Raw genomic sequence first — 21,862 nt, 5'->3', positions numbered from 1 at the left:
CACCCAACTGACCCGCAGTTGTTGTCGTTTTGAGGGTTCATAACGACAACAACTGCGAGTCAGTTGCATTTAAGCGCGGCGGAAGCGGTGCGGCGCGTCGAGCCCGTCGACAAGATCGGCAAGTACTCGGCCGATAGCAGGGGTGAACTTGAATCCGTGCCCGGAGAACCCGGCCCCGACCACCAGCGGTCCAAAACGGTCGAGCACGAAGTCTTCGTTGGCCGTGCTCGTGTAGGTGCAGCTGATGGGAACCGCCGATTCGGCGTCGACCCCTGGCAGCCATTCACGAGCGTAGCGGCTGAGGGCCTCCAGCTGGACCGGCTCGGGCTGGAACGTGCGGGCATCAGGATCGGTGACCGGCCCTACGCCGTGCCACCCCGCCTTGACCCCCTCGCCCGGCGTGAGCATCCCATAGACAGGGCTGTACCAATAGTCGTCACGGGGATCTCCGGGGTCCGGCGCGTGGTTGAAACTCGGCCAGGCCTGGGAATCATCGATGGGCGCGAAATGGGCAGGTTGCTCCTGGGTGACCACCAAACGGGGGAGCGGCACCTGCGCCCCGACAAGCTTGCTGGTCCAGGCGCCCGCCGTGATGACAACCCGGCGCGCGGTGATCTCCAGCGAATCAGTCACGACGACGGCGCGATCGTCGCCGAGCACGCGGATGTCGCGAACAGGAGTGGAATACGTGAAGCGCGCACCGTGTGCCTCGGCCGATGTGCGCAGCGCCCTGAGGGCCTCGGCCGCCCGGACCCGGCCCGATTCCGGCACGAAGAGGACATCGCTTCGGAACACCATGCCTGGCCAACGCTGTGACGCCTCCTTGGCGGAGATGAAATGGCTTGCGATGCCCCGCTCTGCGTGCGCGGTACGGACTTCCCGGAGCCGGGCAACATTTCCGTGGTTGGCCAGACCCACAAGATCCAACAATTGCGTTTCGGTCTCCTCTGCGAGCCCGTCCCAGAGGTCCCTCGCTTCGCTGACCAGGGCGAGATAGTCGTCCTCCGCATATGCCGTATTGAAGTTGCGCGTGGCTCCGTGCGAAGCGCCCACATGGTGCCCCTCCTCAAACTGCTCAAGGAGGACCACCGATCGCCCCTTGAGTGCGAGCTGCCGCGCCGCAGCTGATCCCATTGCGCCTCCGCCGACTACGACGACGTCAACATCCATCCCGGATTCACCCATCCTGTCCTGCTGCCTCCCATCGAGGTCCATTGCAGTTCCATTCTGCCGTGGACGGAGCGGCTGTTTTGAGCTGTGCCCTCGGCATGGAAGATTGGACCGGGTGAAATTCCTCCTTCCCTCGCAGATCTCGTCCTCGCGGGGCATCGCGTTTCTGAGGATCGTGTTCGGCGGCCTTTTGCTGCTTCATGGGGTCCAGAAGCTGCTCGCGGGGCAGCCTGCGTTCGAGGCAACCATCGCCGCCATGGGTGTTCAAAAAGCGGAGCTGATGTCCTGGCTCGTCATCTGGGGCGAAACCGGTTTGGGCGCGCTTTTGGTGCTCGGCGCCCTGACCAGGGTGGCTGGCTTCCTGGCGGCCCTCATGTACGCAGGGATCTGGTTTGTCACCGAATCAGGCAAGCCATTGTTGAGCAATAGTCCCGGAATCAACGCGGAGCTGCTCATTCTGTATATCGCGTTGGCGTTGGCGTTTGCCTTCATCGGTTCCGGGGCGCTTTCGCTGGACCGGAAACTGTTTGCAGGGAAGCCAGCCCGGAAGTCACGGCGCTAGGCGCCCTAGCGTCGTCCGGACTGGAGACCCGCGCGGGCCATGGCGTCCGCATAGGAGCGGCCCATTTCGATCAGCCATTCGGTCTGGCGTTCCTTGGAACCGGCGAAGGCGCGCCCGTGCAGCGAACGGGCCTTGTAGACCTTCAAGCCGCGGCGCCAGATCAGCTGGTTGTCAGTCTTGAGGAGCATTTGCGCCAAGCGATTGGCTTCCGTTCCGTGGGCGACGATCGCCGAGGCGCGTGGAACGAGTTTGAGGAAAGCGAGGAGCGGCTTCAGGCCGGCGGCGACCTGCTCCGGAGTCAGCTTTCCGTTCGCCTCGCCGGGAGTGAACCACGGGTGGGTGTTCCACGGCATCATCCATTCCGGGCGCAGGCCGAGTTGGAACTGCAGGCCCAGTAGCCGGGTGGCGGCGGCGTCGTCGCCGGCCCAGACAACGCCCCGCGAGGAGGCCTCGCTGGTGTTGGAAAACAGCGTGACAATCCGGCAGTCCTCCACGGAGTGCATCGGATCCACGTAGGGGACCTCAAAGCCCGGGCGGAGCTTGCGGAGGAACTCCACATGCTCGTTTACCGGGGCGATGTGCGGGGCGAAGAAGGGGCTGTCCGGAATCGCGGGAGTCACGGCTTCTCCGGTGGGAGCCGCTGCGGGGCTCGCCGGTTCGACGGCGGCGGGCTCGACGACGGCCGGCTCGACGACGGTTACCGTCGGCGTCTCTTCGACGGCGGGAGCGGCAACAGGTTCCACCTTGCGGGTAACGACCGGGCTGGCCTTGGGCATCGAAATTGAGGAAGCCTTCTTCGGCGCGGCCGTCTTAACGGCGGCGGCCTTCGGAGCGTCTTTCCGGGCCGGAACCTTCTTTTCGGCCTTGGCCGGTGCGTCCAGGTCATCCTCGTCGTCGAACAAACCATCGAAGAGCTTGTCGAGTTCGTCGTAGCCGCTGCCGTAGTCGTCGTCGAGCTCGGGGCCGCGCCCGAAACCTTCCTCGTACCGCGAGTCCAGTTCGCTGCGGTAATCCTCGTCGTGTACCTCGAAAAAGTCCGGTTCGGCCAATGCGGTCATGAGAGCAGGGGTCTCCTGGGGTCGGGCAGGGGCCGGTATCGGGCGCGTGGGGGCACGTCCGTTCCGGACCAGTTGATGGGGGGCTCTCCCGGGGGCCGGGTTGAGCCTTTAGATCTTAGCAAGCCACAGGTGGTCTGGTGTCCTTCCGCCGTTCACCTGACGCGGTATGTCGCGCAGCCCCGGGGCGTGAAGGAACCGCGATGCGTCGAACATCACCCGGATGGGCCGCCGAGGGCGGGAGCAGAGACACGAGAGGGCGGTGGAATGAACGAAAGAGTCCATTCCACCGCCCTTGTTCGGCGTCAGTTGTTCAGTGCCACAGCTCAGACATGGATGACGAATTGTGCAAGTGCCGCAGCTGCTATGAAACTTGCTGAGAACGTGATTGTCGCCACAATCACCGTGCGCCAGTTCAGGGTCTTCAGCGCGTTGATGTCGCGCCCGACGTTCATGCCGAGCAAGGCGATCGAGCCAAGGCCCACGTAGAGCGGGTCAAGGTTGTGGGTGAAGGAGACAATCATGCCACTGAACGGCAGGATCGGAGCCGTCGCCAAAGTGGCGAGTGCAAGGACCCATACGCTCGACGGCACCGCGGGGACGTATTTTGCGAGTACGAACGCCAGAGCGGTAAGGAGGCCAAGGATCACCACGCCAATGACGTCATTGACGCTTATCGACTTGGTGCCCAAGGCGTTGAGGACCACGCCCGCGGCGATGCTTGCAACGAAAGCGATGATCCATGTCGAAGGCTTCGTGCGCACATCGGGGTCCTGGAGCACAGCCGAAACGTCCATCCTGTTTCGGGCCTGTGGCCTGCGCAGCTTCGCGGCAACCGCATTCCCGTGGCGGTCAAGACGCGTGCCCTCGTCATCGCGGCGGAAGAGGCGCGCCCAGAACTTGTAGAGCCGCAAGGACATCGGCAACGAAAGGAAGGCCCCGGCGTAGAAGCCCACAAGGTTCGTCACCAGGTTCGACAGGGCCGCCAGCGCCATGATCTCCGGTGCCTGCCCCGGATAAAGGATGGACAGGGCCGCCACGCCGCCAAGCATCATGGATCCCGAGCCGAGGCCCAGGCCCAGCGCCAGTGCAAGCGGGTCGAAGATGCCCATCCCGCCGAGCAGTCCGGCCAGCAGGGAGATGAAGACTGCACCGAAGACGCTGCCCAGAAGCCAAACGGAGAACACGCCGCGGTAGACGGGGGATTTCACGCCGAAACGCTGCAATGCGTAGGCCAAGTAGGATTCGCGGTCGATTGCCCACGTGGCACCGATCGCCGTGCGGCCCATGCCCAGCGCGACGCCGACCGGCAGGGCGATGATGACCGTGCCGAAGATGTGGCCTACTTCCTGGAGCAGGATGGCCGGGCCGAGCGAAGTCAGCTTGGCGAAAGACGGTCCCACCTGGGTGCCGAGGGCCCCCAGGAACATGACGATGCTGACGTTGAGCAATACCGAGGCCACGGCACGGCTTTGGCCGGACATGGGGCGCACCTTCTGGACGCCGATGATGGCGCCCATCAGCACCGCCCACAAGACGGGCATGAGCACGATAGCGGCGTTTCCCAGGGGAATCTTGTGCGTTCCGGCCAGGATGGCCACGGCACAGACGGCAGTGGACAGCAGGATCATCGATCCCCATTGCCGTGCGGTCGGGGTGAAGAGGCGGGCCGGTCCGTGATCGACATTGACTACGGGCGTATCCACCTCCGGAGTGGTTGTGGATTGGTTCTTCATTGTTGTGCGCCCTTCGTGTGCTGCAGTGGCGAAGGACGGAGCCGTCCACACCATTTGGTATACCAAAGATGGTAAGGTGGATCACATCGCAATGCAAGACATGTCACAAATGCCGCTCATAAACCCGGAACCTAGAGCGTTCATGCGTTCCGCCAGTTTCGGACTTGATCTGCGGCTATCTGACCTGGGATACCAAACTTGGAGGGTTTATGATCACTCAGCTTTCTGCCCGGTACGTCCTTGGCTATGACGGGACCGGGCACGGGATGCACACGGATGGGCACGTCGTGATCCGGGATGACGAGATCATCTACGTGGGTACCGACTACACGGGTCCCGCTGACGAACGCCGGGACTTTGGACAGAGCCTCATCGCACCTGGCCTCATTGATCTCGACGCCTTGACGGACATTGATCACATGATCTTCGACTCCTGGCCCACAGACGAGACCGCCCCGGGCTTGCAATGGTCTGAGGACTACTTCCACAACCGCCGGCGCGATGTCTTCACCGCGGCGCAGCGCCAGAGCGTGCGAAAGTTCGCACTGGCGCAGCTGGCCTTGCACGGCGTGACCACTTACATGCCGATTGCTTCGGAGATCCACAGCTCATGGGCTGAAACCTTCGAAGAGATCAAGGGAATGGCGCAGTCCAGCATCGAGCTCGGCCTGCGCGGTTTCCTGGGTCCCGCGTACCGCTCGGGGATCAACGTCACCGACAACGACGGCCAACGCGTGATCCTCTTCGACGAGGAGGAGGGACATAAAGGATTCGCCGACGCCGCACGGTTCCTCGACTACGCCGACGAGCTAGGGCATCCGTTGCTTACCGGTGTCCTGCTGCCGTGCCGAATCGAGACACTTTCGGACGAACTGATGCGCCGGACTGCCGAGCTGGCCACCGAACGCAACGCATTGGTCCGCCTCCATTGCCTCCAGGGGGCGAATGAAGACGGGTTCCTCGTCAACCTCACCGGGCGCACCGTCCTGGAGCAGCTTTCGGATTCCGGCCTGCTGGACACACGGCTCCTCATCCCGCATGGGGTTGTCATCGACGGCACCGACCCGTCCTCCAGCGCAGAAGGCGGCCCGTTGGATGTGCTGGCCCGGCATGACGTCAGCATCATCCACTGCCCCCTGACGTCCTTCCACTACTCAGGCATGCTCAAGTCCTTTGACGCCTTCGCGGCTGCCGGGGTCAACATGTGTCTGGGAACCGACTCGTTCCCGCCGGACCTGATCAAGGGCATCGATATCGGCACGCACCTGGCGCGCATCGCGGAGGGTCGGCGCGACGCCGGCACGGTGTCGGCGTTCTTCGACGCTGCCACTTTGGGTGGTGCCAAGGCATTGGGCCGCGAAGACCTGGGACGCCTGTGTCCGGGCGCCCAAGCTGACATCATGGTCGCCTCTCTGGGGGACTTCCGTGATGGGGTCGTGGAAGATCCATTGCGCACGCTAATCCTCAACGGTTCGGCACGCAATGTCACCGACACGTACGTTGCAGGCCGCCCCGTAGTTGTTGGCGGCTCCCTCCCAGGCGTCGAACTGGATGAACTGCGCGGTGAGGGCCAGCAGCTTTTTGGACAGATGGTGGAAGCCTACGGTGAACGCGACTACCGGCGGCGCGATGCGTCCGAGCTGTTTGCCCCGGTGTACTCCCCGGCGGCGGTCCAGATCCAGTGAACCGACGGCGTAACGCACCGTAGGGTCGGAATTCCCGGTGAATCCACGCATGAACTCCTCCGCGGGGCTGTTTGCCCTGCGGAGGAGCCGGTAACGGGCTATATCCAGTGCGGTGGAGCAGCCCGAGCCAGTGATTATGCGGGAATTGTTGCCCGGATCGTCCGGCTACCTACCATCACGATGAGTCCAAGCAGCAGCAGAGCTGCCGCGAACAGCAACCACAGGCCATTGAAGCCAGTGCTTGCGAGAACGGCCGTTCCAGCCCCAACAGCAACCGCTGCGGTAACTGAGGCCGCATTGGCTTGTGCTGCAGTTCCGGATGCGATTGCCGACGGCGTCCCAACCGAAGGAACGGCTGCAGCCGGATCGACGAAGCCCTGGGAACCGATCGGCTGGTTGACGAGGGGCGGGGTGACTGTCGACGGGTTCGTGGCGCCAGAAGGCAGACCCAAACCTACCGACGCGGTGTCGATCGTCAGCGGGAGCCCCAAGGCTGAGATGAGTCCAGTCCCCGAGAGGATGCCGGTACCTGTCGGTGTGGTGCCGGGCAGGTTGACCGAGGCGTCACCGACGGTGACCGGAGCGGTTACAGGCACCGTGACGCCGGTGCCTCCGGTGGTTCCCGTCGGCGTAGTGCCGAGCAGGTTCAGGGGCGCGGTGAGTCCCGCACCCGAGAGGATGCCGGTGCCTGTCGGTGTGGTGCCAAGCAGGTTGACCGAGGTGTCACCCACGGTGACAGGAGCGGTTACCGGCGCGGTGACGCCGGTGCCCCCGGTGGTTCCTGTCGGCGTCGTGCTGAGGACGTTGACCGAGGTGTCACCCACCGTTGCCAGAGCGGTTACAGGTGCCGTGACGCCGGTGCCTCCGGTGGTGCCTGCAGGCGTGGTGCCGAGCAGGTTGACCGAGGTGTCACCCACGGTGACAGGAGCGCTTAACGGCGCCGCGACGCCGGTGCCTCCGGTGGTGCCGGTCGGCGTCGTGCTGAGGACGTTGACCGAGGTGTCGCCCACGGTGACAGGAGCGGTTACAGGCGCGGTGACGCCGGTGCCTCCGGTGGTGCCGCCTGTCGGCGTCGTGCCGAGGACATTGACCGAGGTGTCACCAACGGTGACAGGCGCGTTGACGGGAGCCGTCGCCTGGGTGCCAGAGGCCGTTCCAGGGGCGGAATTGCTCAGAACTGCCAGTGAGGTGGCTCCGATATTAACAGGGACCGATATCGGAGCCACCACCTGGGTTCCGGACGGGACGGCTGCTCCGCCGGAATTGATCGCCGGGGCCGGAACCGGGGCGAGTGCAGGGGTGGTGGTCGCGGCGCCCGAATTTCCAAGTATTGAGAGCGACGTCGACCCGAGGTTCACCGGAATGGACACCGGTGCAACGACTTGAGTGCCTGAGGCATTGCCTAGCGCACTTGTAGTGGTGTCTGCCGCGTTCGCGGCAGTTGCGCCGAGGGCTATCAACCCACCGGCAAAGAGGGTGCCAAGCAGCCCCTTGCGAATCATGCTGTGCATTATGTTGTTCTCCTGAACGAGTAGTTCCAAAAGGCGCATAGGAGCGCCCGTATCGGCCGTTTGCCGCGGCCCGGAATGAACTTCCGGGAAAGCGGCGGGGCTCGGAACTAGTCAGGTGAAGAACCCGGGTCAAACGACACCGGAGCCGGAACTCTGCCAGCAGCAGCTGTGGACACGAGGGTCCCAGTCAACGGGTAAGAAAGGTTCGTGCCTTGGAGCCACGCAGCGGCAGCCCCCGATGGATTGCTGGAAAGGACTGCAGATCCACTGACGGTGTCGCTGCCGCCTGGTGTACCGGGCGGGAATGTGCCGTCGGACCGGGACGCGGAAGGATCGTTGGAACCGCTAGTAGCGCGGACTGCCGCCTTCGAAGGAGTCCCATTCAGGCCCGGCGGGCCACTGTAGCCAGCGAGGCTGAGCAGCGGAGCCGCGACATCCTGAGCCACCGTTGAAGGGACTCCGGCAGCGGGCTCAATTACAGCGGGTCCCGCTGCAAGGGCTTCAACTATTCCGGTGACATCGGGGACGTGGATGGAAGGGACAGCTATCTCTTGGACGGTGACCGGAAGGCCGCCGATCAAGGAACCGACGCCTGACCCAACCCCGTCAACCGCGCTCGCTGCCGGCGAGACAACGCTTGCAGTCACGGCACCAACGGTCCCCTCAGGGAGGACTGCGCTGACCACGGGCGTGTTGGCCAGAAGTTGGTCGACGCTCCCGGTCAGCTGGGGAAGTTCGTTGACTACCGCGGGCGGCACCTGGACCGCTGGTAGCTGGACCTCGGGGACTGGAGCGGATGCTACGGCCGGGGCCGGCACGGATGCGACAACTGCCGCAACGGCATTGCCGGGGGTTCCGGGAAGTCCCTTTGCAGCGTTATGCACGACGTTTGACACCGCGGAGCCCGCGCCGCCCAGAAGGGTGTGGTTGTTCGTGCTTCCGGAATCAGCGCTTGCTGCCGTGGAAGAGAGGGCCATCCAAACGACAGCTCCGGCGCCAGCGAGCATGACGGAGCGGAGAATATGAAGAACGCGCGGCTTACCTTGCTCTGCTTCCATCTCGACACCCCCCAGCGTCAGCTTGGATCGACGATCGCTCCTATCCTAGGCCTCACTAGTTAACTAGTCCAGACGTTGGAGGACGGATTCGTCATTCAGTTCAGCGGGCGTCGTTGGCGTACCGGACTCCGAGCTGGGATCGCACCCCGTCGAAGAGGCGCATCGTGTTCAATGAATCGTCCAAGGGCATCACAGGACTTTCGGTCAGTCCTTGCTGGACACAGCGGGTAACCTCACGCAGCTCGTAGGTGTAGCCGATCCCTACCGCGTCGAAGCGTTCGGTCCGTGGTTCATCCCAGCCGGTTCGAATCAGAAGCTCGCGCGGATTGTTGATGGACCCCTGCGTCTGCAGGAAGCCCTTGGAGCCCGCAACGGATGCCGAGCGAGGACCATGGGCCAGCAACGAAGAGGTCAGCTGGGCGATGGCACCGCCGTCGTAAGCCAGCGTGAGCGCATTCTGGGAGTCGACGCCGTCGTCCGTCAAAGTGCCCACCGCGCTGACTGACTGCGGGAAACCGAGGGTGCCCAAAGGCCACAACAGAGCGTATACCGTGAGGTCCAAAAGTGCCCCGCCGCCGGCCGCCGGGGCCCAGATGCGGGCGGAAGGATCGAAGGGGGCAGGGAAACCAAGGTCGGCGCTGACCCACTTGATGTCGCCCAGTTCGCCCGACGCGGCAATGGCGAACGCCCTCTGCAGGCTGGGCAGGAACCGACTCCATACGGCTTCCATGAGGAACAATTTCCGTTCCCGGGCCAGAGCGACTAGCTCTGCCGCTTCACGGCCGTTGATGGTCAAGGACTTCTCGCACAGAACGTGCTTGCCCGCGTTGAGGGCGTCCTTGACGATCTCGAAATGCTGGGCATGCGGGGTGGCCACGTAGACGACGTCGACGGCGTCATCGGCGAGTAGCCGCTGGTAGCCGGGCACACCGCCGTCGTCTCCGTAGGACTTCATGACCCCATGCGCAGCAGCAAAGGCATCCGCGGATTCCTGGCGCCGCGAACTCACTGCGTAGAGGTTTGCGTCCTCGAGCTGGGCGAGGTCGCCGCTCACGGTTCTTGCGATCCCTCCCGTGGCGATAATGCCCCAGTTCAGGGCCTTGCCGGTGGCGGCGCGGGGATCCTGGTTCGGCTGGCTGAACAACCACGGCTTGGCGATATGCAGACTCATGCGGCCTATCCTCTCACTGCACCACCTGCGGTTTACAGCACAGGCTCAAGACGCGAGGGCCAGGAACCATGCGGTTCCCGGCCCTCTTTCCGTTGTTTGGAAAACGTGGTCAGGCCCCGGCAGCTACCCGCGGACGCACCGTTTCCTCGCTCAGTTTGCCCTGCTGGAGCCTGAAGCGCCGTTCGGTTTTCTGCGCCAGGCTCCGGTCATGCGTTACCACCAGAATGGTGGTGTTGTGGTTCCGGCTCAAGGAACTGAGCAGTTCGATGATGTGCTCACCGGTCTGCTCATCCAGGTTGCCGGTGGGCTCGTCGGCCAGGATGAGCTTGGGCTCGTTGGCCAGCGCCCGGGCAATGGCAACCCGCTGCTGCTCGCCGCCCGAGAGCTTGTTGACGCGGCGGGACTGTTTCTCCGGATCCAGCTGCACCTGCTCCAGGAGAGACCGCGCCCGTTCCAACCGGGCAGCCTTCCGCATTCCGGCGAACTCCATAGGCAGCATCACGTTGTCCACTGCCGAGAGGTTGGGGATGAGGTTGAACTGCTGGAAAACGAAGCCGATGTCCCGGCGCCGGTATTCGGTGAGTTTGCCGGCGGGCAGCCCGGCCAGGCTGACCCCGTCCACTACGACGTCCCCGCTGGTGGGCTTGTCCAAGGCGCCGAGCAGGGAGAGCAGGGTGCTCTTGCCGCTGCCGCTCTTTCCCACGATCGAGGCAAGGGTCCCCTTTTCGAGCTCGAAGCTCACTCCGTTGACGGGCTTGATGGTGCGGTCGCCGGATTTGAACTGGCGGACCAGGTCTTTGACTTCAATCATGGCTATTCTCCTCGGAGGACTTCGATGGGGCGGATGCGGGCTGTGAGCAGCGCTGGTACCAGGGCGCCCACGACGGCGACGCCGAAGACCGCGGCAACGCCGGCGGCAATGACGCCGGGGGAGGCGCTCGCCGTGACCGAGGTGAGCAGCTGGGAGGCTCCGCCGAACGGGTTTCCACCGGGACCGCCGAAGCCTCCGCCGCCGGGGCCACGCTGGCTCGTGGCCGCCGTCGAGCTGTTGGAACTGATCAGTGCAGAGGCAATGCCGCCGCTGGCGAAGGAAGCGATGGCAGCGCCAACGACGCTGCCAAGCGCCACGAGGACGAGGGCTTCGAGCACGAATTGCAGGCCGATGGTCCGGTTGCGGGCGCCGATGGCCTTCAGGACCCCGATCTCACGGCGGCGCTCGCGGACCAGCATGACCATGATGAGCAGGATGATCAGGCCGGCTGTGCCGAGGGCTGCGATAAAAGCCACGAGTGAGATGTTCTTGACGCTGTCCAGGGAACTGACAGCGGTTTCGAGGTTGCGCTGGCCCTGCGTGACGTCGGCTTTACCCGAGCCCAGGGCGGTCTGCAGTGCCGTCTTGGCGGCATCCACGTTTGCCATGCTGTTGACCGTCACCACCATGCTGGAGAGCTCGCCGGGGGTTGCGGCGAGGGCCTGGGCCTCGGCGAGTGTCGTGTACACCGCGTTGTTGCCGAAAGTGGTGCCGGCGTCGAAGATACCCGCCACCGTGAAGGTCTTGCCGGCGATGGTGAACGTTGAGCCGGCCTTGAGGTTGTTCTTTGTCGCGAGTGTGGTTCCGACGAGGGCCTTGGTGCTCGCCACGGTGTAATCGCCCAGGCCCGTGCCGCTGGTGATGTTCAAGGCCTTGCCGGCGGTGTCCACCTCGGCGCCGATACCTGTAGCGGTGATGGGCAGCGAGAACGCCGGCGCGGTTCCGGTGCTGCCTGCTGCCGTGTTTCCCGATCCGGTGCTGCCGCTGGTGTTGTTGCGGTTGCCGAGCGTGCCGGCGTCGATGGCTGCCTGAAGGTTCGTGGTGACGCTCGTACCGCCGCCGGGACCACCGCCCGGTCCGGCCTGTTGCGCCGTAGTACCGGTTGTTGAGGTGGAGGCCGCCGTTGCGGTCTCCAGCCGCAGCGCCTTGGTGCCCACCACGGAAACGACGTTCGGTACGGCTGCCGCCGTCGCGGTCTGGGCTGCGGTGAGCGGCTCGCCGCCGCCGTCGAAGCCCTGCGCTCCGGCGGGGTTCACAGTCAGGACTGTCCCCACGGAGGCGTTGAGCTCCTGGACTTTGCCGCCAACGGCTTGGTTGGCCACGAGCATGGCCAGCGCCAGCCCGATCGCGACGGCCAGCACTGCCACTACAGCCGCGGTTCTTATCTTGTTGCGGAAGGCATTGCCTACACTCCGGGCGAGGACGCTCACGATTCTCCTTCGGGACCTGGCCCGCCCCAGCGGCGCGCCTGCTCACCTAACAGTGCTCACCACGGCTGTGCGACTGTGCTGCTGAAGCTATGCGGGGCCTGTGAAGAGTTGCGCGACGGCGGATGGAACCGGAGACAGCGACGGCGGCCACCCCCTTGAGTGGGGATGGCCGCCGTCGTTGGTGCCTGGATGAGAACTGCTACTTGGTGATCGGTCCGAGGATCGGATCGTCCACGTAGGCCGTCTTCACGTTGGCGAGGGTCACGATGACCGGAGGCAGCAGGTATGCCGGCACGGTCTTGACGCCGTTGTTGTAGGACTTGGTGTCGTTGATTTCCGGGGTCTTGCCGGACTGGACGTCCTGGACCATGGTGATGGCGTGCTCAACGAGCTTGCGGGTGTCCTTGTTGATGGTGGAGTACTGCTCACCGGCAAGGATGGACTTGACCGACTCAACTTCGGAGTCCTGGCCGGTCACGACCGGAAGCGGCTTGCCGGCCGCCTTGACCGAGGTCAGGATGGCGCGGGCCAGGGTGTCGTTCGGGGAAAGTACGCCGTCCAGCGAAGCGCTGGTGTAGGTGCCTGCGAGCAGGGTATCCATGCGCTTCTGGGCATTCTCTGCCTTCCAGCCCTGGGTGACGGCCTGTTCGAACGACTTCTGGCCGGACACGACCTTGAGGGTTCCATCATCGATCTTCGGCTGCAGGATGCTCATGGCGCCGTCGAAGAAGACCTTCGCGTTGGCGTCATCGGGGGAGCCTGCAAACAGCTCAATGTTGTACGGGCCGCTCGGCTTCTTGGCCTTGAGTCCGTCCAGCAGGGCCTGGCCCTGCAGCACGCCGACCTTGAAGTTGTCGTAGGCCACGTAGTAGTCCACGTTGGAGGTGTTCAGGAGCAGGCGGTCATATGCAATGACCGTAGCGCCGGCGTCCTTGGCCTGCTTGAGCTGCGTGCCCAGCTGGGCGCCGTCAATGGCACCGACGATGATGAGCTTGTCGCCCTTGGTGATCATCGCGCTGATCTGGTTCTGCTGCTCCGAAACGCCACCGTTGGCGAACTGCACATCCGGCTTGAAACCTGCGCTCGTGAGCCCGTCGTTGAAGAGCTTCTCCGCCAGGACCCAGTTCTCACTGGTCTTCTGGGGGAGCGCGACGCCGATCGAGGAACCCTTGGGGAATGCCTCGCTGCCGCTGGATGAACCACCGGAGGTGCCGCTGTCCGTACGGCCGCAGGCCGTCAGCGCCAGTGCCGCGATCGCAGCTACTGCTGCTGCCTTTCCTGCTTTACCAAACATTCGCATATCTTGGTTCGCTTTCTTGTTGTGGATGGAACAATCCGTCTTGAAGCCGGTCAGGCTTCCTTGGAGATGACTTCCTTGGTTGAGGTCGTCTCGTCCGGGGCATTTTCGCTGCTCCGGCCGAAGTTTTTCATCATCATTCCGATGATCGATTTCTTGCCCTGGGTCTTGTTGTAGACGTCGAAGGCAACGGCTGCCAGCAGGACGAGGCCCTTGATGATCTGGGTGAGGTCCGCGCCGACGCCGAGCAGTTGGAGGCCGTTGTTGAGGACAGCCATGACGAGGCCACCAACGATGGAGCCGATCACGGTGCCCACGCCGCCGGTGACCGCTGCGCCACCGATGAATACCGCAGCGATCGCATCCAGTTCCCAGCCGACGCCGTCGAACGGACCCGAAGCGGTGGAGCGGCCCACGAAGATCATGCCGGCGAGGCCGGCAAGGATGGACATGTTCATCATGACCATGAAATTGACCTTCTTGGACTGAACTCCGGAGAGCTCAGCCGCGTGGCGGTTGCCGCCGACTGCGTAGATGTGGCGGCCGATGACCGTCTTGGCGGAAATGAAACCGTAGATCAGGACCAGCACGGCCAGGATGAGGCCCGGGATGGGGAACGAGGTGCCGGGGCGGCCAGTCGCGAACAGGTAGGTCGCGTAGAGGATGGCTGCATTGACGAGCACGAGCTTGGTGACCATCACCCAGCCTTCTTGTACTTCGGCGCCCAATGCCTGGGCGGTGCGGCGGGAACGAATCGCACTGACAATCACGAATGCGACGGCGATAAGGCCCAGCAGGATTGTCAGGTTGTTATACCCCGTCTTCGGCCCAATCTCGGGCAGGTACCCGGAGCCCAGGTACTGGAAGTCTTCCGGGACCGGAACGGTGTTGGACTTGCCGACGAACTGGTTGAAACCGCGGAACAACAGCATGCCCGCAAGGGTCACGATGAATGCCGGAATCCCGACGTATGCCGTCCAGAATCCTTGCCAGGCACCGATCAGGGCGCCGAGCAGGAGCCCGAACAGGACTGCCACGTACCAGGGCAGGTGCCAGTCCCTGATGGCGAGGGCCACCGAGATACCGACGAAGGCCGCTACCGAACCTACGGAAAGGTCGATGTGGCCGGCGATGATGACCAGGACCATGCCGATGGCCAGGATCAGGATGTAGGAGTTGCCGTTGAAGAGGTTGATGACGTTGCCCGGGGTGAGGGTGCGGCCCGAGGTGAAGATCTGGAAGAAGATGACGAGTGCAACCAGGGCGAAGATCATGCCGAATTGGCGGGTGTTGCCACCGAATAGCTTCTTGAGCGCGTTCATTGTTTTGGGTCCTTGTGTCCGTGTGGTTCTGGAGGTGACCGGGGTCAGGCAGCTTTGCGGCTGGATGTCATGAGCTTCATGAGGCTTTCCTGGCTGGCTTCGTCCTTGTTGAGTACGCCAGTGATGGAGCCTTCGAAGATGGTGTAGATACGGTCGGAGAGGCCCAGCAGCTCGGGAAGTTCGGAGGAGATCACAATCACGCCCTTCCCTTGGTTGGCCAGCTGCTGGATGATTCCGTAGATCTCGTACTTGGCCCCGACATCGATTCCGCGGGTGGGTTCATCCAGGATGAGAAGGTCCGGATCCGTGAACATCCATTTCGCGAGAACCACCTTTTGCTGGTTTCCGCCGGAGAGCTTCGATACGCCTTCCTCGACCGAGGGGGTCTTGGTGCGCAGCGACTTCCGGTATTGCTCAGCCACCATGAATTCCTTGTTGGTGTCCACAACAATGCCCCGGCTGATCTTCTTCAAGTTGGCTGACACCGTGGTGGTCTTGATGTCGTCCAGGAGGTTCAGTCCCAGGCTCTTGCGGTCTTCCGTGACGTAGCCGAGACCGGCGTCGATCGCCTGGCGGACGCTGCGCATGGTGATCGGCTTGCCGTCCTTGTACACCTGTCCCGAGATGAAACGGCCGTAGGAGTGGCCGAAGACAGAGCGGGCGAGCTCGGTGCGCCCGGCACCCATCAGGCCGGCAAAGCCGACGATTTCACCGCGGCGCACATGGAAGCTGGAGTTCTTGCAGACCAGGCGGTCCTGGATCTGGGGATGCCCAACGTTCCAGTCTTTGACCTCGAAGAACACCTCGCCGATCTTCGGCGTGTGGTCCGGGAAGCGGGACTCGAGCGTCCGCCCGACCATGCCCTTGATGATCCGGTCCTCGTCGACGCCGTCTTCCACGACGTTGAGCGTCTCGATGGACTTGCCATCGCGGATGATGGTGATCTCGTCCGCGATCTGCTCGATCTCATTGAGCTTGTGGGAAATGATGATGGACGTGATGCCCCGGCCCTTGAGGCCAAGGATCAGATCCAGCAAGTGCTGGGAGTCCGATTCGTTGAGGGCCGCAGTGGGCTCGTCGAGGATGAGCAGCTTGACGGACTTGTTCAGGGCCTTGGCGATTTCCACGAGCTGCTGCTTGCCGACGCCGATTTCCTTGATGGGGGTATCCGGGTCCTCGCGCAGGCCAACCCGTGCGAGCAGTTCGATTGAGCGCTTGCGTGCCTCGGCCCAATCGATGATGCCGCGACGGACGGGTTCGTTGCCGAGGAAGATGTTTTCCATGATGGACAGCTCGGGAATCAGCGCCAGTTCCTGGTGGATGATCACGATTCCCGCATGTTCGCTGGCCCGGATGTCCTTGAACTGCTGGACTTCCGCCTGGTACACGATGTCGCCGTCGTAGCTGCCGTAGGGGTAAACCCCGGAGAGCACCTTCATCAACGTGGACTTGCCTGCACCGTTTTCACCGCAGATCGCGTGGATTTCGCCCACCTTGACCCGGAGGCTAACGTCCGAGAGCGCCTTCACGCCGGGGAATTCCTTGGTGATGGACCGCATCTCGAGGAGAACCGGATCCTGGTGCGTAATGGGGGTCGACATACCCTTGCGCCTCCAATGTTTGACGTCGTTGTCGGCTCGGGGATGGCGAGCCTATCTGATGAGAAAGTAAACTGGATCACACCGCTTGTCGTCAAGACTTTAACGCAAGACGGCGATAACAGCGTGGTAACGAAATGTTTAGGACTGCTTGATTCCGGCGTGCTGGAACACCAAAGCGGCCGCCCCGAGGGCCTCCGCCCGGGCGCCGAGCGAAGACATCGCCAAGTGCGTTGTCTCGCCGATCACGGGCACTGCATGGCGGACGAGGCCGCGCCGGATCGGGTCCAGGAGGATGTCGCCGAGGCCGGCCAGGGGGCCGCCCACCACGATGACTTCGGGGTTTATGAGATTCGCCACATTGCCCAACGCCCGCCCCACCGCGAGCCCCGCGTCGTCCACCACGCGAAGGGTCGCCGGATCCCTCGCCAGGGCGTTTCGGACAATGTCCTCGGGCTCGAGGTGCAGCCCCGATCCCTTCCCGAGCAGCTCGATCATGGTGGTGGTGGAAGCCATCGTTTCCAGGCAGCCCCGGTTGCCGCAGCGGCAGATTGCGCCGTATTCGTGGATGGTTGCATGGCCGATTTCTCCCGTGATCCCCACCGCCCCGTAGTAGGGCGCACCATTGATGATGAGTCCCGCTCCAATGCCCGAACCGATCTTGAGGAACATGAGATTGCTGATCCCGCTGTGGGGCCCCCATGTGACCTCGGAAAGGGCGCCCAGATTGGCGTCGTTGTCAACGTATACGGGAAGATCGAGGGCTTCCTCCAGTCGTTCGAGAATCTGGATCCCCACCCATTCGGGCAGGATGGCACCCTGTGCCACGGTGCCGGAACGGCGGTCGATGGGGCCGGCTATGCCGGCGCCCGCTCCAACTACCGCGCTTCGGTCAACCCCGCTTTCGAGCAGGAGTTTGTTGAGGAGCGCGACGGCGGCGCTGATGCCCTGTTCGGCGTGGTGCCCAAGGGGCAGCGTGACCGTCTCCTCGACGATGATGTGATAGCCCAGCGAGGCCAGGACCACCCGCAGGTGCCGCCGGCCAAAATCGATCCCGACGGCGACAGCACCGTTGCTGTTGAGCCTGACGTTCAGTGCCCGGCGTCCGGAGCTTGTGATCGGTTCGGTAGAGACGAGCCCCGCGTCCTGCATGATCTTGACGATGTTGGACACCGTTGCCGTGGAAAGGCCTGTCTGCCTGGCGAGTTCGGCCTGGGTGGATGGACCGCTCAGTAGGCATTCGATGAGCCGCTGCTGGTTCAGGTGGCGCAGCGCTGATTGCGAGCCGGGGTTTTTGCGGTGGCTCTTCGTCGAGCTGGATGTTGCGGGCATGACAAGAAGCGTGCCTCAAATCACAGTTGCAGTCAAGAAGTTAACGCAATGGAGCAAACTTGCATCGGCGTCATGAACTATGCCGCAGATTTGTACGATCCATCCCCGGCGGGCCATCCGCGGGTCCTTTTGTCCCGTGGGACCGGCCTGGTGCTGGCTAGGCTGGAATCACGAGTAATCCCGGGTGTGTCTCCCATGAACGCCTGACGGGGATGCAAGGTGCTATCGAGGTGGTAATGATGCTGCTGTCCGTTCTGCAGGCCAACGCCGTTGTCCTGGACATCGACGCCAATCTAAAGACGGTCGATGCGGCGGCGCAGCGCGCTGCCGCGGCGGGGGCCTCCTTGTTGCTGACGCCCGAGCTCTTCCCGGTAGGCTATGCGCCGCTGAGGCTCCACGCGGAGCTGGATCCTGCAGTTCTCCCAAGCATCCGGGGGCGCCTTGCGGACATTGCGCGTTCGCGGGCCATCGGGCTCGTTTACAGCCTTCCCGCACCGGCTGCCGACGGCGGCTGGCATATCTCCGCCACTCTTCTGGATGCGCACGGATCCGTGCTCCTGGACTACGACAAAGTGCACCTCTTCGGCGAGGAGGAGCGAAAGGCGTTCTCAGCCGCCCGAGTAGCTCCCGGCGTCGTGGACTTCAACGGGATCAAAACGTCGCTGCTGATTTGCTACGACGTCGAGTTTCCCGAAAGCGTCCGCGCTGCGGTCATGCGAGGCGCTGACCTTCTGCTGGTTCCCACCGCCCTGTCCGCGGGCTTCGACGCCGTACCGCAGGTCCTGATCCGTGCCCGGGCGATGGAGAGCCAACTCATCGTGGCCTACGCGAACCACAGCGGCCACGAGGACGGCTGTGACTTCCTTGGCGGGAGCGTGGTCGCCGGTCCGGATGGTTCATTGCTCGCTGCCGCCGGGGACGGTGCGGCATTGCTGTTCGCCGAGATCTCCACGGAAAGCGTCAAGGCAGCCCGCGAACAGGTGCCCTACTTGCGCGAACGCCGTCCGGAGCTGTACCGCGAGTGGGAAGACCCTGCCTGGAAAGCTTGAGGGCGCGAAGGGTTAGGGCGGAAGGGTAGCTCAGCAGTTGATCCCGGGCGCGTGTAAGGCAATCGGCCGAGCCCATTCTCTGATTCCGAGTATCAGGGCCCGTCCATCGCCAAAGTTTGGCAAGAGGAAGACTGCATGCAACAGGAACCAGTACTGCAGGAATGAACCAGGTGCGAGTAGGGCAACCAGCGCCCCGGCCAAGCATGATGCACTCGGGCCAAATATCGCCACGATTGCGATCTGCCACCCGTAGAGACGCCCGACGGGAATGACGGAGAAGCGAAGGACGCCGGCAGATACCACGACGTCGGAAACCCCGTGAAACAGCCTCATGCCCGCAACGTGAGACCACTCATGCACCAGAAAACCGCACAGCAGGCAAAGCACATGCACAAGAAGCCACAGGCCAGCCTGGAAAAGTATCGGGTCAGTGGTCATGGCGGCCAGGAAGGTGCACGCCGTGAAGCCGAGAGCCGCGGCGGCAAAAGACAATCTGCACGACCATATGAGTTGCTTGGCTATCAGCCCGGCAGTCACATCCCCGAGGGCGAACTTTCGAACGGTCAACCCTGGTCCGCTTGCAGGAGTCGCTTCTTGTGGAGCTTTAGGCGTTCCAGGACTGATGCAACGACAACATAAAAGACCAGCGATGCCGCGAAGACAAAAGCGATGGGCGCGCCGTTCGACACCCCGATTTCCAATGCGGTCGCCCCGTCGGGCTGTTCATGGGGCTCGAAGAAGAGCGCGCCGAACAGGCCAAATTTCCTGACTCCTATTTCTGACGCAGAGAACATCGTGGTGATGAAACTTGCGACAACGACGATCATGGTGACAACAAAAGAGACTGTCAGCCCGACGATGAATCTAAGCAGCCACTTCATGGCGTGCAATCCTTTCCATTCTTCGCATACCCAGGATGCTGTAAAAGACGACCAGAATGTTAAGCGCGGTGAAAATTCCCGTACTGATCATTGGATCAAAGTTAAAGACGTTCAAGCCAAGTGACACAATCATGACGACTATCACCGTGAGCAGGACCCCGATGATGACAGTGAATGGGTTTCCTTTCTCGGGAGGGAAAGCGATGCCAACCAAGGTTGATATGAGAACGTTGCTCAAGCAGAATCCCGCCACGGGCAGGCACGCTTCGATGGCAACTCCCTGTGCCAAGGAAATTGCGATGACTGGAATGCCCACAGTTATCAGGAGGACGCCTTGCGAGCCTATGAGGCGTAAGTAGTTCGCGGCGGTGCTGCCCGGATAGGTCACCATGCGTCGCAGGGGCTCCGAGTTTGAAAATGCATAGACTCCCTGAAACGTTATGAGGGCAAGCGCGTAGGGTGGCAACACCAAGTGCTCGATCCAGGTAAAGACTGAATAGACGATGACAAAAGAGACGGCCACCATTGTTTCGAAACTCCGAAACAAGACCAGAGTGTAAACGCCGAACTTCCGCCCTGCCAACCATGAAGGCAGGAAGACGAAGAAGCGAGGCATTGGGACGTAGTTCCTGGGTGCGACCGCCACTATTGCTGGAATTAGTGCTGCTGATGTCGCAAGCAGCACTAAAGTGGAAAACCAGAGCCCGACGTCTTCCTGCAGCTTTGCGTAGAGCAAAGCAGGCGCGAAGTAGTCCCGCCCGTTTACGTAGCTTTCGGTGATCTGGCTGCCCTGTTCGTTGGTTTGAGGAAAGGCGACCGCCAGCCCGAAAGCAAGCACCATCGGGACTATCAGGCCACGAAGTCGAGCTATCCTGAGGGCCTGTAGAGCACGTTCAAGCAGATAGTAGCCGAGGCTCAGAAGCAGGTACGTTGAAATAGCGGGGAACCAGATGGACGCCAGAACCCTCGGAATGTAATCTGTCCCCTCGATCAGCACGGTTGAAATTGAGAAAGCACCGAAAATGAACACGGTCACGAGGAGGACGAGGGACGACTCAAAGAGCGCAAATGCCATGGTCCTTTCCTTGTTGGTCACCGGCAGATTGAAGGAGAGCCTTAGAAGCTCATCGGCCTTCATAAACAGCACCCGGATTAGTGTGTACGCAATAAGTACCCAGAATCCGACGGATGCGTTGGCTACTTGAAGAACAGGCTCAAGTAGGCCGGTTCCACCGAGATACTGGCGGATGACCACATAGCTCAACGCGTTGAATCCGGCGAACGCGACAACGAGTAGGAAAATGGCAGAAAGCCGAGCAGCCGGGCTGGCCAGCAGTCCTCGTCCCAGGACGCGTCTCACGATGAAGAGCCAGAACAGTCGAAACAGCAGGACAACGCTCTTGAGGCGCATTTATGATGGTTCCATTGCTTGAATGAATTCGTTGGCAAGGTCAGCTATCGTGCCGTGATCTTGGATAATTTTCCGGACCGGAGCCTGAACCACCAGTGCCCCTTGGATGAGAAGCGCCAGCTCGTCAGCGACGTGTTCCAACATGGTGAAGTCATGACTGCACAGCAGAACTGACCGGCCTTCTGTGGCAAGTTTCCGGATGTCGCGTTCAAAGAGGTTGATGGCGTCGATGTCGACGCCATTGAGGGTTTCATCGATTACGGTAAACCTTCGTCGGAGCATGAACGCGGCGATGAGTTGCAACTTCTTCCTCATGCCGTGTGAGTAGTCTTCGATTAAGTCGCGGTGCCTGTCGCGCATGGAGTACCTGGCGAATTGCGTCCTCAGTGCCGCGTGATCCATGGGTTCTCCATAGAGCCCGTGCATGAAGCGCACATATTCCTCGCCTGTGAGGAACTCAGGGAGGTAATCATTGCTCGACAAGTAGATCGAAGACATTTTGGCACTGCGGCTCTGACTACTGTCAGACCCGATGCAGACGCGGCCGCTTTGAAGTTGAAGCAGATCCAGGATGACCTTTATCAGGGTGGACTTCCCGGACCCGTTGGGACCAATGAGGCCCATGACCTGGTCCTCGGTGATCGTGAACGAGACATCATGAAGTACTTGGGTTCTGGAGTTGTAGGAGTAGTTGACGTTGGCAACACTGAGGGTCATGAGGCGAATTCCGATGCTCTGGTCGTGCTGGCAGCTTGTCAGTGCCACCACGACGGTTGGCTTGCA

At 62.4% G+C, this 21,862-nt stretch carries 19 protein-coding genes; 3 read left to right on the top strand and 16 right to left on the bottom strand.

Translation table 11 applies throughout. The annotated features are described in order from the left end of the window. Positions 1-69: 69 nt before the first annotated feature. Positions 70-1,170, bottom strand: a complete 1,101-nt coding sequence (locus AC4CS3_RS04815; protein ID WP_490782452.1) for an FAD-dependent oxidoreductase — start codon at positions 1,168-1,170, stop codon at positions 70-72. Positions 1,171-1,285: 115 nt separating this feature from the next. Here AC4CS3_RS04815 and AC4CS3_RS04810 point away from each other — a divergent pair, with 115 nt between their 5' ends. Beyond that, a complete protein-coding gene (locus tag AC4CS3_RS04810) occupies positions 1,286-1,732 on the top strand; it encodes a DoxX family protein (RefSeq protein ID WP_437772829.1) in 447 nt (148 codons plus the stop codon). 5 nt (positions 1,733-1,737) lie between these two features. On the opposite strand, the gene AC4CS3_RS04805 is transcribed toward AC4CS3_RS04810, so the two are convergent. Together AC4CS3_RS04805 and AC4CS3_RS04800 are read right to left on the bottom strand one after the other, a co-directional pair. Then, positions 1,738-2,235 carry a uracil-DNA glycosylase family protein gene (locus AC4CS3_RS04805; RefSeq protein WP_490782451.1) on the bottom strand — a complete coding sequence of 166 codons (498 nt, stop codon included), beginning with the start codon at positions 2,233-2,235 and terminating at the stop codon, positions 1,738-1,740. Between the two features lie 878 nt (positions 2,236-3,113). Beyond that, on the bottom strand, positions 3,114-4,523 hold the full coding sequence (locus tag AC4CS3_RS04800; RefSeq protein ID WP_490782421.1) for a DUF3100 domain-containing protein: 1,410 nt from the start codon (positions 4,521-4,523) through the stop codon (positions 3,114-3,116). 209 nt (positions 4,524-4,732) lie between these two features. Between AC4CS3_RS04800 and AC4CS3_RS04795 the strand changes: the two genes are divergently transcribed. Beyond that, entirely contained in the window at positions 4,733-6,208 is a 1,476-nt protein-coding gene (locus tag AC4CS3_RS04795; RefSeq protein WP_490782420.1) for a chlorohydrolase family protein, read from the top strand. Positions 6,209-6,342: 134 nt separating this feature from the next. On the opposite strand, the gene AC4CS3_RS04790 is transcribed toward AC4CS3_RS04795, so the two are convergent. The 9 genes from AC4CS3_RS04790 to AC4CS3_RS04750 form a co-directional block, all read right to left on the bottom strand. Next, positions 6,343-7,719, bottom strand: coding sequence for a hypothetical protein (locus AC4CS3_RS04790; RefSeq protein ID WP_490782419.1), 1,377 nt, complete (start codon positions 7,717-7,719; stop codon positions 6,343-6,345). A 107-nt stretch (positions 7,720-7,826) separates the two neighbouring features. Continuing rightward, positions 7,827-8,777 (bottom strand): hypothetical protein, encoded by a 951-nt coding sequence (locus tag AC4CS3_RS04785; RefSeq protein WP_490782418.1) that lies wholly within the window; start codon positions 8,775-8,777, stop codon positions 7,827-7,829. A 100-nt stretch (positions 8,778-8,877) separates the two neighbouring features. Beyond that, a complete protein-coding gene (locus AC4CS3_RS04780; protein ID WP_490782417.1) occupies positions 8,878-9,948 on the bottom strand; it encodes a Gfo/Idh/MocA family protein in 1,071 nt (356 codons plus the stop codon). Between the two features lie 109 nt (positions 9,949-10,057). After that, entirely contained in the window at positions 10,058-10,759 is a 702-nt protein-coding gene (locus AC4CS3_RS04775; RefSeq protein WP_490782416.1) for an ABC transporter ATP-binding protein, read from the bottom strand. A 2-nt stretch (positions 10,760-10,761) separates the two neighbouring features. Then, a complete protein-coding gene (locus AC4CS3_RS04770) occupies positions 10,762-12,189 on the bottom strand; it encodes an ABC transporter permease (protein WP_490782415.1) in 1,428 nt (475 codons plus the stop codon). 199 nt (positions 12,190-12,388) lie between these two features. After that, positions 12,389-13,489 (bottom strand): substrate-binding domain-containing protein, encoded by a 1,101-nt coding sequence (locus tag AC4CS3_RS04765; protein WP_345450042.1) that lies wholly within the window; start codon positions 13,487-13,489, stop codon positions 12,389-12,391. A gap of 50 nt (positions 13,490-13,539) precedes the next feature. Beyond that, complete coding sequence (gene mmsB, locus AC4CS3_RS04760) at positions 13,540-14,808, bottom strand: multiple monosaccharide ABC transporter permease (RefSeq protein WP_437772839.1); 1,269 nt, start codon at positions 14,806-14,808, stop codon at positions 13,540-13,542. A gap of 44 nt (positions 14,809-14,852) precedes the next feature. Next, positions 14,853-16,409: a multiple monosaccharide ABC transporter ATP-binding protein gene (mmsA, locus tag AC4CS3_RS04755; RefSeq protein WP_441413964.1), complete on the bottom strand. Its 1,557-nt coding sequence runs from the start codon at positions 16,407-16,409 to the stop codon at positions 14,853-14,855. A gap of 138 nt (positions 16,410-16,547) precedes the next feature. Next, positions 16,548-17,738 (bottom strand): ROK family transcriptional regulator, encoded by a 1,191-nt coding sequence (locus tag AC4CS3_RS04750; protein ID WP_284992024.1) that lies wholly within the window; start codon positions 17,736-17,738, stop codon positions 16,548-16,550. A gap of 236 nt (positions 17,739-17,974) precedes the next feature. On the opposite strand from AC4CS3_RS04750, the gene AC4CS3_RS04745 reads away from it, so the two are divergent. Next, positions 17,975-18,787, top strand: coding sequence for a nitrilase-related carbon-nitrogen hydrolase (locus AC4CS3_RS04745; RefSeq protein WP_490782414.1), 813 nt, complete (start codon positions 17,975-17,977; stop codon positions 18,785-18,787). Positions 18,788-18,817: 30 nt separating this feature from the next. Here AC4CS3_RS04745 and AC4CS3_RS04740 read toward each other — a convergent pair whose 3' ends face one another. Genes AC4CS3_RS04740 through AC4CS3_RS04725 form a run of 4 tightly spaced genes read right to left on the bottom strand, consistent with a single transcriptional unit; the run spans position 18,818 to position 21,847 of the window. Beyond that, the gene (locus tag AC4CS3_RS04740) at positions 18,818-19,354 is read right to left on the bottom strand and encodes a hypothetical protein (protein ID WP_490782413.1); all 537 of its coding nucleotides are present in this window, start codon (positions 19,352-19,354) and stop codon (positions 18,818-18,820) included. Then, on the bottom strand, positions 19,351-19,668 hold the full coding sequence (locus tag AC4CS3_RS04735; RefSeq protein WP_490782412.1) for a hypothetical protein: 318 nt from the start codon (positions 19,666-19,668) through the stop codon (positions 19,351-19,353). Before AC4CS3_RS04735 ends, AC4CS3_RS04740 begins: the two co-directional genes overlap by 4 nt. After that, positions 19,652-21,079, bottom strand: a complete 1,428-nt coding sequence (locus tag AC4CS3_RS04730; RefSeq protein WP_490782411.1) for a hypothetical protein — start codon at positions 21,077-21,079, stop codon at positions 19,652-19,654. The genes AC4CS3_RS04735 and AC4CS3_RS04730 overlap by 17 nt, the downstream gene beginning before the upstream one ends. Further along, positions 21,080-21,847, bottom strand: a complete 768-nt coding sequence (locus AC4CS3_RS04725) for an ATP-binding cassette domain-containing protein (RefSeq protein WP_490782410.1) — start codon at positions 21,845-21,847, stop codon at positions 21,080-21,082. Positions 21,848-21,862 lie beyond the last annotated feature (15 nt).

Source organism: Arthrobacter sp. SE2 (genome assembly GCF_058244265.1).
This window is presented reverse-complemented; position numbering and strand designations above follow the sequence as displayed.

Bases quoted from the DNA above. Each gene is read 5' to 3' on its own strand.
- AC4CS3_RS04815 (WP_490782452.1), bottom strand. From the start codon at position 1,170: ATGGATGTTGACGTCGTCGTAGTCGGCGGAGGCGCAATGGGATCAGCT.
- AC4CS3_RS04735 (WP_490782412.1), bottom strand. From the start codon at position 19,668: ATGAAGTGGCTGCTTAGATTCATCGTCGGGCTGACAGTCTCTTTTGTT.
- AC4CS3_RS04765 (WP_345450042.1), bottom strand. From the start codon at position 13,489: ATGCGAATGTTTGGTAAAGCAGGAAAGGCAGCAGCAGTAGCTGCGATC.
- AC4CS3_RS04780 (WP_490782417.1), bottom strand. From the start codon at position 9,948: ATGAGTCTGCATATCGCCAAGCCGTGGTTGTTCAGCCAGCCGAACCAG.
- AC4CS3_RS04750 (WP_284992024.1), bottom strand. From the start codon at position 17,738: ATGCCCGCAACATCCAGCTCGACGAAGAGCCACCGCAAAAACCCCGGC.
- AC4CS3_RS04785 (WP_490782418.1), bottom strand. From the start codon at position 8,777: ATGGAAGCAGAGCAAGGTAAGCCGCGCGTTCTTCATATTCTCCGCTCC.
- mmsB (WP_437772839.1), bottom strand. From the start codon at position 14,808: ATGAACGCGCTCAAGAAGCTATTCGGTGGCAACACCCGCCAATTCGGC.
- AC4CS3_RS04805 (WP_490782451.1), bottom strand. From the start codon at position 2,235: ATGCACTCCGTGGAGGACTGCCGGATTGTCACGCTGTTTTCCAACACC.
- AC4CS3_RS04745 (WP_490782414.1), top strand. From the start codon at position 17,975: ATGATGCTGCTGTCCGTTCTGCAGGCCAACGCCGTTGTCCTGGACATC.
- AC4CS3_RS04775 (WP_490782416.1), bottom strand. From the start codon at position 10,759: ATGATTGAAGTCAAAGACCTGGTCCGCCAGTTCAAATCCGGCGACCGC.
- AC4CS3_RS04800 (WP_490782421.1), bottom strand. From the start codon at position 4,523: ATGAAGAACCAATCCACAACCACTCCGGAGGTGGATACGCCCGTAGTC.
- mmsA (WP_441413964.1), bottom strand. From the start codon at position 16,409: ATGTCGACCCCCATTACGCACCAGGATCCGGTTCTCCTCGAGATGCGG.
- AC4CS3_RS04795 (WP_490782420.1), top strand. From the start codon at position 4,733: ATGATCACTCAGCTTTCTGCCCGGTACGTCCTTGGCTATGACGGGACC.
- AC4CS3_RS04790 (WP_490782419.1), bottom strand. From the start codon at position 7,719: ATGCACAGCATGATTCGCAAGGGGCTGCTTGGCACCCTCTTTGCCGGT.
- AC4CS3_RS04730 (WP_490782411.1), bottom strand. From the start codon at position 21,079: ATGCGCCTCAAGAGCGTTGTCCTGCTGTTTCGACTGTTCTGGCTCTTC.